This window comes from Arthrobacter sp. PGP41 (assembly GCF_002953935.1).
Lineage (GTDB): Bacteria > Actinomycetota > Actinomycetes > Actinomycetales > Micrococcaceae > Arthrobacter.
The window spans coordinates 475,390-487,987 of the sequence record NZ_CP026514.1; the positions used below are offsets into that span (position 1 = coordinate 475,390).

Sequence of the window (12,598 nt, forward strand, 5' to 3'; positions counted from 1 at the left end):
TCGGTGAGTTGTGCGTCCGGTGCCTGTGGCGCCTTAGCCGTCACTGCCGCCGTCGGCCGTTCCGTCCGCGCGGTGGCTGCCGTGACTTACGCTTCCGCGCGCTTCCAGCGGCACGGTCGCGCCGGAGTTGGCGGGAACCACCGTGCGTGCCGGCCGGTTCCGCCGGACCAGCTTGAACAGCAGCGGCCACAGCAGGATGAGCCCCACAATGATGTAAATTACGACGGCGATCGGCTCACTGAAGAGCCCTGCCGGATCGCCTGCGCTGAGCTGCAGGGTCTTGCGGAGCTGGCCTTCGATGCGCGGGCCCAGGATGACGCCGAGGATGAGCGGCAGGACGGGCAGCCCGAACCGGCGCATCATGAACCCGAGGGCGCCGAGCACCAGCAGGATCACCAGGTCGAACGCCTGCAGGTTCACCGAGTAGGCGCCGAGCGTGGCAAAAAAGAGGATGCCCGCGTACAGGTACGGCCGGGGGAGCTGCAGGAGCTTGGCCCACAGGGGTGCCAGCGGCAGGTTGATCAGCAGGAGCAGCAGGTTGCCGATGAAGAGGCTTGCGATCAGCGCCCACACCAGCGGTCCCTGGCTGGAAAACAGCTGCGGGCCCGGCTGGATGCCGTACGAGGTGAAGGCTGCCAGCATGACGGCGGCCGTGGCGTTGGTGGGCAGGCCCAGGGCCAGCATTGGCGTCAGGGTGCCGGCGGCGGCAGCGTTGTTGGCCGCTTCCGGCCCGGCGACGCCCTCGATGGCGCCCTTGCCGAACTCTTCCGGGTGCTTGCTGAGGCGCTTCTCGGTGACGTAGGAAAGGAACGTGGGGATCTCGGCGCCGCCGGCGGGGAGGGCGCCGAACGGGAAGCCGAAGGCGGTCCCGCGCAGCCACGGCTTCCAGGAGCGGCTCCAGTCCTTCTTGCCCATCCAGGGCCGGCCCACCGGAATCACATGCAGCGGGGTGCGGCGCAGGTGGGCGGCAACCCACAGGGCTTCACCGACGGCGAAGATGGCCACGGCCACCACCACGATGTCCAGGCCGTCCGCGAGCAGCGGCTGGCCGAAGGTCAGGCGGCGCTGGCCGGTGACCGAGTCCATGCCCACCAGGCCGATGGCCAGGCCAAGTGCCAGCGAGGCAAAGCCGCGGAGCCGGGACGAACCAAGGACTGCGGTGACGGCCAGCAGGGCCAGGACCATGATGGCGAAGTAGCTGGGTGCACCCAGGCTCACGGCGAACTTGACCACGATCGGGGCGAAGACGGCCAGCAGTGCGGTGCCGATGGTGCCGGCAACGAACGAGCCGATGGCCGCCGTCGCAAGCGCCTGCGCCGCCCGCCCCGCCTTGGCCATTTTGTTGCCCTCGATTGCCGTCACTACGGACGACGATTCTCCCGGCGTATTGAGCAGGATGGACGTGGTGGAGCCGCCGTACATGCCGCCGTAGTAGATGCCGGCGAACATGATGAAGGCGCTGGTGGGCTCAAGGGCGTAGGTGACGGGCAGCAGCAGGGCCACAGTCATGGCCGGGCCGAGCCCTGGGAGGACGCCGACGGCGGTGCCCAGGACCACGCCGATCACGGCGTAGAGGAAATTCATGGGGGTGAGGGCGGTGGCGAAACCGTCCATCAGTGAGGACCAGACGTCCATCAGAGGATTCCTTCCAGGAGTCCGGCGGGCAGGGCGATGCCGAGGCCGAGGTAGAAGCCGTAGAAGGTCAGCAGGGACAGGGCTACGGAGATGAGCCCGTCGCGGATGTAGTGCCGGCTGCCCAGTGCCAGGACGCTGCCCCAGAACAGGACGGTGCCGGAGATGACCCACCCGGCCCAGTCGATAAGCAGGATGTTCAGGATGAAGGCTCCGGCCAGGGGCAGGATGGTTTTCCAGTCGGCGGGGTGGGTGAGGTCAACATCCTCGCCGCCTTCCGCCTCGCCCTGGCCGCCCCGCATCACGTTGATGGCCAGCAGGACCGCGCATGCAACCAGCAAGCCGGCCACGATGTACGGGACTGTTTTGGGACCCACGGGGTCCGACTGGGAATACGGGGTCACCAGGCCGTTGGCGTCCAGGAAGACAAGGACGCCGGCCGCGCCGAGCAGGAGGGAGACTCCCAGCTCGGCGCGGCCCTTAAGGCCTGTGGTCAGCGGGCTCACGCCAACCCAAGCTTGGTGAGGACGTCCGCCACCCGCTTGTCCTGCTCGGTAAGGAACGTTTCGAACTTCTCGCCGGTGATGAAGGCGTCGGTCCAGCTGTGGGTCTTCAGTGCTTCCTTCCAGCCCTCGGTGGCGTGCATCTTTTCAAGGGCGGCGATCAGGGATGCCTTGTCCTGGTCGCTGATGCCCGGAGGGGCCACGATGCCGCGCCAGTTGGTGAACACCAGGTCGATGCCTGATTCCTTCAGCGTCGGGGCGTCGACGCCCTCGAGCCGCTTTTCGCCGCTGGTGGCCAGGACCCGGACTTCGCCGGACTGGATCTGCTGCAGGTATTCGCCGGCGCCGGAGGCTGCAAAGCCAAGCTTGTTGCCCAGGATCGCGGGCAGGAGGTCCCCGCCGCCGTCGTAGGAAACGAAGTTCACCTTGGTGGCGTCAATTCCCACGGCGCCTGCAAGCTGCATGGGCAGCAGGTGGTCCGGGCCGCCGGGGGAGGAGCCGCCGCCTACGGAGATGGAGCCCGGGTCAGCCTTCCAGGCCTTCACCAGGTCGTCGATGGTCTTGTACGGGGAATCCTTGCCGACCATGATGGCCCCGGGCTCTTCGATGAGCCGCGCAAGCGGGGTGGTCTCGGTCAGCTTGGACTCCGACTTGTTGGTGTAGCTGGCGCCCACCACGCCAAGGCCCATGAGCATGGCGAGGTCGCCGTTGCCCTTCTCGTTGACAACGCGGGCAAGGCCCACCGTGCCGCCGGCACCGGCGAGGTTGAAGACCTCGGTGTTGGTGGAGATCTTCTCGTCGTCGAGGACCTTGGCTGCGGCGCGTGCGGTGGTGTCGTAGCCGCCGCCCGGGGTGTTGGGGACCATGATCTGCAGCCCGGTGATGGGCCCGGCTGCAGCGCTGGAGCTTTCCGAACCGGTGGAGCTCTTGCCGGTGGCACCGCAGCCGGTGGCCATCAGGGCGATGCCGGCAGCGACGGCGGCGACTCGCAATGCGCGGATCTGGCGCATGGTGTTCCTCTTCTCAGTAATGCAATTCTCTACAGGATGATCAGCGGACCTGATCTGTGCTTCCGATGCTAGGGCCCGCCGTGACGGACCTCACTCTTGTGTACGCAGAGAAAGTTAAGTTCATTGCGTTCACGTTTCCGGCGCCCCACCGGGCACCCCGCCCGGCGACCCACCAGGTACCCGTACAAGGCCGGCACGGGGAAGCCTCCTGCCGGAGCCCGGGCGGCGGTGGGATATAGTTCCCGGTACTGCCGCAGGGCCGGCCCACGCGCCAGGAACAGGCACGGCGCCAGGAACAGGCACGGCACCAGGAACAGGCATCAAGAAACAAAAGGAACCACCGCAGTGACTCGACGAAGAGGAATGTCCCTCGCCGGGCAGTACCTTGTGCTGCAGTTGCTGATTGTCCTGGCCGTGCTGGTGGCGGTGGTGGCCATCTCGCTTGCCCAGTCCGCTGCCGCCTTTGAACGGACGGAGGGCCGCAGGGCCCTCTCGGCCGCGGAAGCGCTCGGCAACAATCCTGCGGTGCGGGCGCTGCTGCCGGACGCCGAGCCACGTGTCGGTTCAGCGCTTCCCGCCGTAGCCGAGTCGGTCCGCACCGTCTCTGGCTCGTCCCACGTCACCCTCGCGAAGCTGGACCGCACGGTGGTTGCGGCGTCGGACCCGGGCCTGCTGGGCGAGCCGCTGGAACTGGGCGCCAGCAGGGTCATGGAAGGGCGCGCCTGGACCGGTGTGGTGGACCAAGGCGGCAACGCCGTCCTGTCCGCGCACGTTCCAGTCCTTGACGATGCTGGAAAGATGATCGGGATCGCAGCCATTGGCCGCAACTACCCGTCCACCCTTGAAAGGCTGGGCGACGCCGTCCCCAACCTCCTGACGTACCTCGGCGTAGCCAGCGTCCTGGGAGTGGCGGGATCCCTGCTGCTCTCCCGCCGGGTCAAGCGGCAGACCCTCGGCATGGAGCCCAGCGAGATCACCGGGCTGGTGGAAAACCGGGAGGCGATGCTGCACGGGCTGAAGGAAGGCGTGGTGGCGCTGGACCCCAATGAGCGCATCACGGTAGCGAACGACAGTGCGCGGGAGCTCCTCGGACTGCCGCCGGACTGCGTGGGCAGGAAGCTCGGATCCCTTCCCGTGGACCCGGCGCTCAAGGTGGTCCTGACCCGCGAACAGCCGGACCCGGACCAGCTGGTCCTGGTGGGGGAGCGGCTTGTGGTGCTCAACCGTGTTCCCATCCGGTCCCGCGGCCGGGACATCGGCTCGGTCACTACCCTCAGGGACCGGACGGAGCTGTCCTCCCTCGAACGTGAGCTTGGCGCCACCCGGACTGCCACGGACACGCTGCGCGCCCAGGCCCACGAGTTTGCCAACCAGCTGCATGTCATCTCCGGCCTGATCCAGATCGGCGAATACGATTCCGTGGTGCAGTTCGTCAACGGCGCCACGGTGGACCGGACCAGGCTGAACGACGAGGTAACCAGCCGGATCCAGGACCCTGCGCTCGCCGCACTGCTGATTGCCAAGTCCAGCCTCGCCACTGAACGCGGCGTGGCGCTGCAGCTTGACCCGGCGTCCGCCCTGGGCCCGGTCAGCGACGAACTGTCCCGCGATCTCACCACGGTGGTGGGGAACCTGGTGGACAACGCGTTCGACGCCGTGACGGGACTTCCGGAGGCCGCCGTCAGGGTGCTAGTGGAGGACGGCAGGGACCACGTCACCGTCACGGTGCGGGACACCGGACCGGGCGTTCCGGGCGAGTCCGTGGAGGACATCTTCCGCCAGGGGTTTTCCACCAAGGAGGCAGGCCCGGCCGAGGGCCGCGGATTCGGGCTGGCCCTCTCGAGGGTGGTCTGCCGGCGCTCCGGCGGGGACCTCACGGTGGCCAATGACAACGGAGCAGTCTTCACCGCACGGCTGAGGAAAGGGGCAATGAAGCCATGATCAACGTGCTGATCGTCGATGACGACTTTATGGTGGCCAAGGTCCACGCCGGCTTCATCCAGCGGACGCCGGGCTTCGCCGTGGTGGGCGTGGCCCACACCGGTGCCCGGGCAGTGCTCGAAACGGAGCGGCTGCAGCCGGACCTGGTGCTGCTGGACATCCACCTGCCGGACATCAACGGGCTGGAGCTCATGCACCGGCTGCGGGAGGTGGCCCCCGAACTCGACGTGCTGGTGATCAGCGCCGCCCGGGAAGTGGAGACCGTCCGCAAGGCCCTCCGCGGGGGCATTGTGCACTACCTCATCAAGCCGTTTTCCCAGTCGGACCTCCAGGAGCGCCTGGAGCACTACCGGAGCGCCTACCATGGCCTGGACTCGGCCAAGGATGTGGCCGAGCAGTCGGACGTCAACCGCGTCTTCGGACTGGACCGCACCGAGCGTCCGCTTCCCAAGGGCTGTAGCATCGAAACGCTCAAGCTCGTGGAGGCCACCCTCAACGCCGCCGAAGGTGATCTTTCCGCGGCCGAGGTCGCGGAGCAGCTGGGAACCTCCCGGGTCAGCGCCCGCCGCTACCTTGAGTACCTGCACGATGAGGGGACGCTGGAGGTCAGGCTTAAGTACGGCGTGGGCCGCCCGGAGCGCCGCTACGTGCTCAAGGGCAGGTAGCCCCGCCCCGGGGCCCGGTTCAGCGCAGCAGGGTGTCCAGCAGCCGGGCAGCAACCCGGGCGGTCCTGCCATCGATATCAAACTCCGGGTTCAGCTCGGCGATGTCGAGGTGCAGCAGCTTCCCCGACCCCGCCACCTGCCGGCACACTGCGCTGATGACCGGCAGCGGCACGCCATACGCTGCGGGTGCACTCACGCCCGGCGCCACCGCTGCAGGCAGCACGTCAAGGTCGATGGTCAGGTAAAGCACGTCGATGCCGGCCAGGAAGCCCGCCACGAACTCCCGGACGCGCTCTGCGCCGCAGTCCTCGTCCAGCAGGTACTGCACGCCCAGCTTCCGGGCAGTATCGAAGAGGGCGCGCGTGTTGTTGGGTTCGGAAATTCCGACGACGGCGTACCGGAAGTCGCGCCCGGCGGCTGCTTCCGCGCGGGCCATCTGGAGGAACGGCGTCCCCGAGCTGGGCGCTGGCTCGTCGCGGAGGTCGAAATGGGCGTCCAGGTTCAGGATCCCGAGCCGCTGCCCGCCCTGCACCGCCGCGGAGGAGCTGACCCCAAGGTAACTGGCATACGCGGTTTCATGGCCGCCGCCCAGCACCGCGGGAAGCTGCCCGGCGTCGAGCAAAGCAGCGACAGCCCTCCCGGCGCGTTCCTGGCCGGCTTCAAGGGCGCCGCCGGACACCACAACATCCCCCGCGTCGGCCACGGTCCGGCCGAGGTGGAACGCCAGGGGGCCCAGGGCATGCCGGATGGCGGCCGGCGCGGCCGCCGCGCCGGTGCGGCCCTTGTTCCGGCGCACGCCCTCATCGCTGGCGAAGCCAAGCAGGGCAGCGGGTTTTGCTGTGCGGACCGCGCCCTCGCCGCCCGCACCCTCCTGCGCCCCGCCGTCGTAGGGAACCACCGCCTGCCACCAGCGGCGGTGGCTGGCGTCGTCGCCGTCGAACCTGCCCGTCCAAGGCTGGGGCGGGACATCGACGGCAGGTATCCGAGGGGTCATACCCCAAGCTCACCGTAACTGGACAGCGAAAACCAGCATCGCCGCCGTCGACCTGTCTGGAATCGAAGATCATCGGCGCCTGCCGGCAGCAGGGGCTATTGTGGATCAGTCCCTCCCCGGGGGCCGTACCACCTTGCCTGCGCCGAACGGGCGCAAAAAACAGGCCGGAGAACAGCTTTATGTTTGAAGCCCCCAACATCCTGTTTGCCGCCGCCGGCGTCGCAGTGTTCGTGGCCGCAGTACTCCCCAAGCTGCTGCGCAACATGCCCTTTTCCATGCCGATGGTCTTCCTCGGAGCGGGTATGGCTGCTTTTGCCCTGATCCCCACCCTTCCCGATCCGGACCCCTTGGCGCACAGCGACTTTGCCCTTCATCTCTCTGAAGTGTGCGTGATCATCTCGCTGATGGGCGCCGGACTGGCGCTGGACCGGCCGGTGGGACGCCAACGCTGGGCCACCACCTGGCGGCTGCTGGGAATCGCCATGCCCCTCTGCATCATTGGGCTCACGCTGCTGGGGCTGTGGTTCCTGGGCCTGGGCCTCGGTGCAGCACTGCTGGTGGCCTCAAGCCTTGCGCCCACGGATCCCGTCCTCGCCTCCGAGGTGCAGGTGGGTGAACCGGCGGACCACGACGACGGCACCGACAAAGAGGACGAGGTGCGTTTTGGCCTCACGTCGGAAGCAGGCCTCAATGACGGGCTGGCGTTTCCCTTTGTCTACCTGGCGATCGCCATCAGCATCGTCGGGTCATCCCCGTCGGCGTGGTTCCCGGAATGGTTCGGCGTGGACGTCCTGTGGCGGCTGGCGGTCGGGCTGCTGCTGGGCTTCCTGACCGGGAAGTTGCTGGCGCGGATTTTCTTCTCTGCCCGCGCAGACAGCCTGCGGCTGTCCAACCATTCCGAGGGCTTCGTGGCCCTCGCCGCCACGTTCCTGACCTACGGTGCCACGGAGATGGTGGAGGGTTATGGCTTCATCGCGGTCTTTGTCTGCGCTGTGACCATCCGGGCCGCCGAGCATACCCACGGCTACCACCGGGTGCTGCACTCCTACGTGGAGCAACTGGAGCGGCTCCTGACGGTGGTGATCCTGGTCCTGCTGGGCGGTGCGATTGCCCGAGGGCTGCTGGAAGGGATCGGCTGGGCCGAGGTGCTGGTGGCGCTGGCATTCCTGCTGGTGATCCGCCCGCTGGCCGGCTGGGTGGGGCTGCTGGGCGGCAAGACCGGCCCGCGGGAGCGGATTGCGCTCTCCTTTTTCGGGATCCGGGGGATCGGCTCGCTCTACTACCTTTCCTATGCGCTGGGCAAAGGGAAGTTCGCTGACCAGGCGGAGTGGCTCTGGGCATTCGTGGGGCTGGTGGTGGCGCTGTCGATCGTGGTCCACGGCGCCACCACCTCACCGCTGATGAACCGGCTGGACAGGCTCCGCGAGAAAAAGGCCCGCGCAGTGTCCGGTGATGAGGGGCTGGCCCCCAACACGCCCGTGTAGGTCGGCGCAGTGCCGTGCGGGGGTGTGGGTTCCTGTCCAGACCGCCGCGCTACATCCCCAGGGCGGCCTCGATGGGGCCGACGGCGAAGAACAGCAGGAAAGCAGCGGCCACCGCCCACATCAGCGGGTGGATCTCCTTGACGCGTCCCTGGACGGTGCGGATCAGCACAAAGGCGATGAACCCGGCGCCCAGGCCGTTGGCGATGGAGTAGGTGAACGGCATCAGCGTGAAGGTCAGGAACGCCGGGATCGCAATGCCCCAGTCCTGCCAGTCGATCTTGCCCACCTGGGACACCATCATGAAGCCCACCACCACCAGTGCCGGGGCAACGGCCTCGAAGGGCACCAGGTTGATCAGCGGGGTGAAGAACATCGCCACCAGGAACAGCAGGCCGGTAACGATCGAGGCAATGCCCGTCCGCGCGCCTTCGCCAATGCCGGCGCCGGCTTCCACGTAGATCTGGTTGGAGGACACCGAGGCGCCGCCGCCCACGATCGCGCCGAGGGCGTCCACCTGGAGGACGCGGTCCACGTCCGGGATGTTGCCGTGTTCGTCCACGGTGCCTGCCTCGTTGGCCAGGCCCACCATGGTTCCCATGGCGTCGAAGAAGATGCTGAGCAGGATCACGAACGCCAGCAGCGTGGCTGCCACGAAGCCGAGCTGCTCAAAGGCGCCGAAGGGGTTCGCCTTGCCAATCAGCGACAGGTCCGGGGCGGCCCATCCCGTGAATTTGGGCGCCACCAGGGACCAGCCCTGCGGGTTGAAGGTCTTGCCGTCGAAGCTTGGTCCGATGTGCAGGGTCATCTCCAGGAGCACGGAGATGACGGTGGAGGTGATAATGCCGATCAGGATGGCGCCCTTGACTTTGCGGACCACCAGGGCGATGGTCAGGACCAGGCCGAACACGAACACTGCCGTGGGCCAGCCCAGCAGCTTTCCGTCGAAGCCAAGTCCAACGGGCACGGTGGTGCCGGCCACATCGGGGATGCGGCGGACGAAGCCCGCATTGACCAGCCCGATCAGCGCGATGAACAGCCCGATGCCCACCACGATGGCCGTCTTGAGCCCGTCCGGTACTGCCTTGAAGACGGCAGTGCGGAACCCGGTGAGGACCAGGATGAGCATGGTGACGCCGGACAGGACCACCAGGCCCATCATGTCCGGCCAGGTCAGTCCCGGATTGGTGGCAACGGTGACGGCGACGAAGGCGTTGACGCCCAGGCCCGTGGCCAGCGCGAAGGGGTGCTTTGCCCAGGCGCCCATCAGGATGGTGAGGAGGCCCGCCACGAAGGCCGTCACGGCGGCGACGGCCGTGAACCCCAGCGTGGCGCCGCTGGAGTCCGGGCCGGAGAGGATCAGGGGGTTGAGCACCACGATGTAGCTCATGGCGAAGAATGTGGCGAACCCGCCGCGGATCTCGCGGGAAAGGTTGGAACCGCGTTCGGTGACCATGAAGTACCGGTCCAGGGCAGAGCCTTGCTTAAGCATTAGTCCTCCGGGGAAGTCTGTGGGGATACCTGAATCCTATGGGGACGGCGGCGGGGCGGCAGGCAATTTCGCCTAGTCTGTAAGGAAGCCAACACAAGGAGCCGCCCCAGCATGCGTCCCATCCGCCGCCAGATCCTGGCCCTCGGGCTCGGATTCCTCGTTTTCGCCGCCGCCGTGCTGGGCCTTGCCGGTCCCGCAGCCGCGCATGATGCAGCCGAATCCACCAGCCCCGCCCAGGGCGCCTCGGTCCCGGCGCCCCCGGAACAGGTCTCGGTCACGTTCAACAAGAACCCGCTTGGGATGGGCGCTTCCATCTCCATCAAGGACGCCGCCGGCGCCGAGTGGGCAGAAGGCGCGGTGGAGATCGTGGACAACGTGGCGTCCCGGAAGGTCAGGGCGGGAGCCCCCGCCGGGCAGTACACCGTTGCCTGGCGCGTGGTCAGTTCGGACTCGCATCCCATCGAGGGGACATTTGTTTTTGCGGCCGCTTCCGCTGCGCCGGGCACGTCGCAGGCGGCAAGCCCGACGGCGGCCGGTACGGTTCCTGCCACCGCCCCGGCCGTTGGCAGCGCCCCCGCCATGGGGACCGCCCGGCCCGGAACCACCGCCGAACCCGCGGACCCGGCTGACGCGGCGCAGCCGTTCCAGTGGAGCATCGTCATTTTCGCCGCCGTCGCGGCGGGGCTGCTGGCCACCCTTGCCGTCCTCGCCCGGCGCAGGCTCACGGCAGGCCCGGACGAGGAGGGCTGACGGGCGCCGGCGGGTGCCTTGACGGACGCTAGCAGGGCAGGGCCGCGAAGCTTCCGGTTCCCGGAAAAGCAACGCTGTCCGGATGTACTTTGGCGGAAATCGCCTGGCCCACGGTCTTGGCCTGGCGCAGTACCTCTTTGGGCGACGGGGTGATGAGCTCGCCCACGCCCACCAGGTAGATGCCGATTGCCCGCATGGCAGCGGTGAGGTTGCGGCCCACGGCGATCCCGAAATCGTTGATCATGCGCCGCAACTGGCTGTGGGCGCACCGGGTCAGGACAATATGGTCCGCCACCAGGATGCCCGTAGGCGTGTGGACTTCCCACTGCGGAGCGGCGGTTCCCGGCGCAGTCCCGGCCAGCATGGTCAACTGGACGGCGCGGGTAGTGTGCCGCACGTCCACGGCGTGGCTGGCGGCGTAGTTGCGCAGGTGCCGCAGGATCTCGTTCCGTTCACGAAGGGTGACGGAATCGGCTGCGTCGCAGCGTTGAAGGGAAGCTGTGTTGGCCGGCTGCGCGGCGCCAAGGATGTCCAGTCCGTCCACCACTATCGAGTCCACTCCGCGGCGGCACAGCTCGGCGGCCACGGCAAGGCCGGACAGGCCGGTGCCAATGATCACAGTGGTGGTCTGCTCGGTCCCGGCATTCCCAGGCATGCTTGACACTACAGGTTCCCTCCTTCGAAGTTTCGGCAGGTGCAGGCGTCCTCGCCGGCGCGCGTCCCGTTACCCCCAAAGTCCGGCCGCAGTACATTGGCGGGCACCCCTGACGGAAAGAGGCAGTAGGCGTCCCGGACCAACAATGTCCTGAAGACTACAGAACATTTCCGGCGGTGGATAGCCCAAGCCGAAAACACTTGCCTCCCCGTTGAAGGCGCTTTCCCGGACACCCCGGAAGGCCTGTGGACAACCGGACTTTCCGGGCCTGTGCAGGCTTGCTAAGGCAGGGGCGACGGAGAATAGTGGGAAGCGGAAGCAGGCCTTTCTTCCCAGCTCAGGCGGGGGTACGGGTGCACGGGGAATGGTCCGGCTTCTGGCAGAATAGGCGCAACATCAGGCAGTATCGCGAGGAGGCGGCCCCATGGGCGCACCAGAGTTGCATCCGGACCCCCAGGACGGCGGCAGCACTGCTGCTCCCGAGGGGATCGTGGTTGGCGTGGACGGTTCGGACCACGGCCAGTGCGCGCTTGTATGGGCCGCGCGCGAGGCCCGGCGCCGGCGCCGTCCGCTGCATATCGTCACTGCGTACTCCGTGCCGATCTTCGCCGCATCGGGCCTCGACGGCGGCTATGCAACCGTGGACGACTCCGTGATCCGCGAAGGCGCCGAGGCGGTGGTCAAGCAGGCCCTGGACAAGATATCCACCTACGACATCGATGTCACCGCGTCCGTGGAGAACGGCGATGCCTCCGGCGTGCTGCTCGAGATGTCCCGGACTGCCGAGCTCCTGGTGTTTGGCACCCGCGGACGTGGCGGATTTGTGGGCAGGCTCCTCGGCTCGGTGAGCAGCGCCCTGCCCGCCCACGCCAAATGCCCCACCGTGACGGTCCCGCTGATCTGCGCGGACAGGCTCGGCGAAACCACCGAGGACAGGCGCATCAAAGCCGAGCAGGCCAAAGCCGGGCACCAGCGCGTGGAGAACGTGGTGGTGGTGGGCGTTGACGGCTCGGAGCAGGCACGGGTGGCCGTCCTGGAGGCCGCAGAGGAAGCAGAACGCATGGGCGCCACGCTGCGCGTTGTCTGCGCCGTCCCGCAGTACAGCGGCTCGCTGGCATGGGTGCCGGCCCCCATGGACCGCAAGGCCCTCTTCGCCGACATCCAGCTGACCCTGGACGCCGGCATGGCGTGGCTGCGCAGCCACTTCCCCAACCTCCACGCCGAATCGGAGCTGAAGGACGGCTCGCCCGTTGACGTCCTCGTCGAGGAAAGCCGGCATGTGGAACTCGTGGTTGTGGGTACCCGCGGCCGGGGCGGCTTCACGGGAATGCTCCTGGGCTCAACGTCCGACGGCATACTCCACCATGCCAAGGGCCCCGTGATGGTGGTTCCGGACCGTGAGGACCGCCGCCTGGCGGACCGTGCCAAGTTCGGCCCGGTTCTCGGTTCATCCTGACGAGATCCTGCTGCCAGGA

11 protein-coding genes are annotated in these 12,598 nt (G+C 67.7%); 5 read left to right on the plus strand and 6 right to left on the minus strand.

What is annotated here, in order from left to right:
• Positions 1-33: 33 nt before the first annotated feature.
• From C3B78_RS02250 to C3B78_RS02260, 3 genes are read right to left on the minus strand one after another with little or no spacing between them, the layout of a single operon-like run.
• Positions 34-1,635: a tripartite tricarboxylate transporter permease gene (locus C3B78_RS02250; RefSeq protein ID WP_104996626.1), complete on the minus strand. Its 1,602-nt coding sequence runs from the start codon at positions 1,633-1,635 to the stop codon at positions 34-36.
• The gene (locus C3B78_RS02255) at positions 1,635-2,138 is read right to left on the minus strand and encodes a tripartite tricarboxylate transporter TctB family protein (protein WP_104996627.1); all 504 of its coding nucleotides are present in this window, start codon (positions 2,136-2,138) and stop codon (positions 1,635-1,637) included. Before C3B78_RS02255 ends, C3B78_RS02250 begins: the two co-directional genes overlap by 1 nt.
• On the minus strand, positions 2,135-3,145 hold the full coding sequence (locus tag C3B78_RS02260; protein WP_104996628.1) for a Bug family tripartite tricarboxylate transporter substrate binding protein: 1,011 nt from the start codon (positions 3,143-3,145) through the stop codon (positions 2,135-2,137). The genes C3B78_RS02255 and C3B78_RS02260 overlap by 4 nt, the downstream gene beginning before the upstream one ends.
• Positions 3,146-3,508: 363 nt before the next feature.
• Between C3B78_RS02260 and C3B78_RS02265 the strand changes: the two genes are divergently transcribed.
• A complete protein-coding gene (locus C3B78_RS02265) occupies positions 3,509-5,086 on the plus strand; it encodes a sensor histidine kinase (protein ID WP_104996629.1) in 1,578 nt (525 codons plus the stop codon).
• A complete protein-coding gene (locus C3B78_RS02270) occupies positions 5,083-5,751 on the plus strand; it encodes a response regulator (RefSeq protein WP_104996630.1) in 669 nt (222 codons plus the stop codon). The genes C3B78_RS02265 and C3B78_RS02270 overlap by 4 nt, the downstream gene beginning before the upstream one ends.
• A gap of 19 nt (positions 5,752-5,770) precedes the next feature.
• On the opposite strand, the gene hutG is transcribed toward C3B78_RS02270, so the two are convergent.
• Positions 5,771-6,745, minus strand: coding sequence for a formimidoylglutamase (gene hutG, locus C3B78_RS02275; RefSeq protein ID WP_104996631.1), 975 nt, complete (start codon positions 6,743-6,745; stop codon positions 5,771-5,773).
• Positions 6,746-6,924: 179 nt separating this feature from the next.
• Between hutG and C3B78_RS02280 the strand changes: the two genes are divergently transcribed.
• Entirely contained in the window at positions 6,925-8,229 is a 1,305-nt protein-coding gene (locus tag C3B78_RS02280; protein ID WP_104996632.1) for a cation:proton antiporter, read from the plus strand.
• 49 nt (positions 8,230-8,278) lie between these two features.
• On the opposite strand, the gene C3B78_RS02285 is transcribed toward C3B78_RS02280, so the two are convergent.
• The gene (locus C3B78_RS02285; RefSeq protein WP_104996633.1) at positions 8,279-9,718 is read right to left on the minus strand and encodes an NCS2 family permease; all 1,440 of its coding nucleotides are present in this window, start codon (positions 9,716-9,718) and stop codon (positions 8,279-8,281) included.
• A gap of 111 nt (positions 9,719-9,829) precedes the next feature.
• Here C3B78_RS02285 and C3B78_RS02290 point away from each other — a divergent pair, with 111 nt between their 5' ends.
• Entirely contained in the window at positions 9,830-10,468 is a 639-nt protein-coding gene (locus C3B78_RS02290; protein WP_104996634.1) for a copper resistance CopC family protein, read from the plus strand.
• A gap of 28 nt (positions 10,469-10,496) precedes the next feature.
• On the opposite strand, the gene C3B78_RS02295 is transcribed toward C3B78_RS02290, so the two are convergent.
• The gene (locus C3B78_RS02295; protein WP_104996635.1) at positions 10,497-11,123 is read right to left on the minus strand and encodes an FAD-dependent monooxygenase; all 627 of its coding nucleotides are present in this window, start codon (positions 11,121-11,123) and stop codon (positions 10,497-10,499) included.
• A 424-nt stretch (positions 11,124-11,547) separates the two neighbouring features.
• On the opposite strand from C3B78_RS02295, the gene C3B78_RS02300 reads away from it, so the two are divergent.
• Positions 11,548-12,579: a universal stress protein gene (locus C3B78_RS02300; RefSeq protein WP_104996636.1), complete on the plus strand. Its 1,032-nt coding sequence runs from the start codon at positions 11,548-11,550 to the stop codon at positions 12,577-12,579.
• Positions 12,580-12,598 lie beyond the last annotated feature (19 nt).

Bases quoted from the DNA above. Each gene is read 5' to 3' on its own strand.
- C3B78_RS02285 (WP_104996633.1), bottom strand. From the start codon at position 9,718: ATGCTTAAGCAAGGCTCTGCCCTGGACCGGTACTTCATGGTCACCGAA.
- C3B78_RS02265 (WP_104996629.1), top strand. From the start codon at position 3,509: ATGTCCCTCGCCGGGCAGTACCTTGTGCTGCAGTTGCTGATTGTCCTG.
- C3B78_RS02300 (WP_104996636.1), top strand. From the start codon at position 11,548: ATGGGCGCACCAGAGTTGCATCCGGACCCCCAGGACGGCGGCAGCACT.
- C3B78_RS02290 (WP_104996634.1), top strand. From the start codon at position 9,830: ATGCGTCCCATCCGCCGCCAGATCCTGGCCCTCGGGCTCGGATTCCTC.
- C3B78_RS02260 (WP_104996628.1), bottom strand. From the start codon at position 3,145: ATGCGCCAGATCCGCGCATTGCGAGTCGCCGCCGTCGCTGCCGGCATC.
- C3B78_RS02295 (WP_104996635.1), bottom strand. From the start codon at position 11,123: ATGCCTGGGAATGCCGGGACCGAGCAGACCACCACTGTGATCATTGGC.
- C3B78_RS02270 (WP_104996630.1), top strand. From the start codon at position 5,083: ATGATCAACGTGCTGATCGTCGATGACGACTTTATGGTGGCCAAGGTC.
- C3B78_RS02280 (WP_104996632.1), top strand. From the start codon at position 6,925: ATGTTTGAAGCCCCCAACATCCTGTTTGCCGCCGCCGGCGTCGCAGTG.
- C3B78_RS02250 (WP_104996626.1), bottom strand. From the start codon at position 1,635: ATGGACGTCTGGTCCTCACTGATGGACGGTTTCGCCACCGCCCTCACC.
- hutG (WP_104996631.1), bottom strand. From the start codon at position 6,745: ATGACCCCTCGGATACCTGCCGTCGATGTCCCGCCCCAGCCTTGGACG.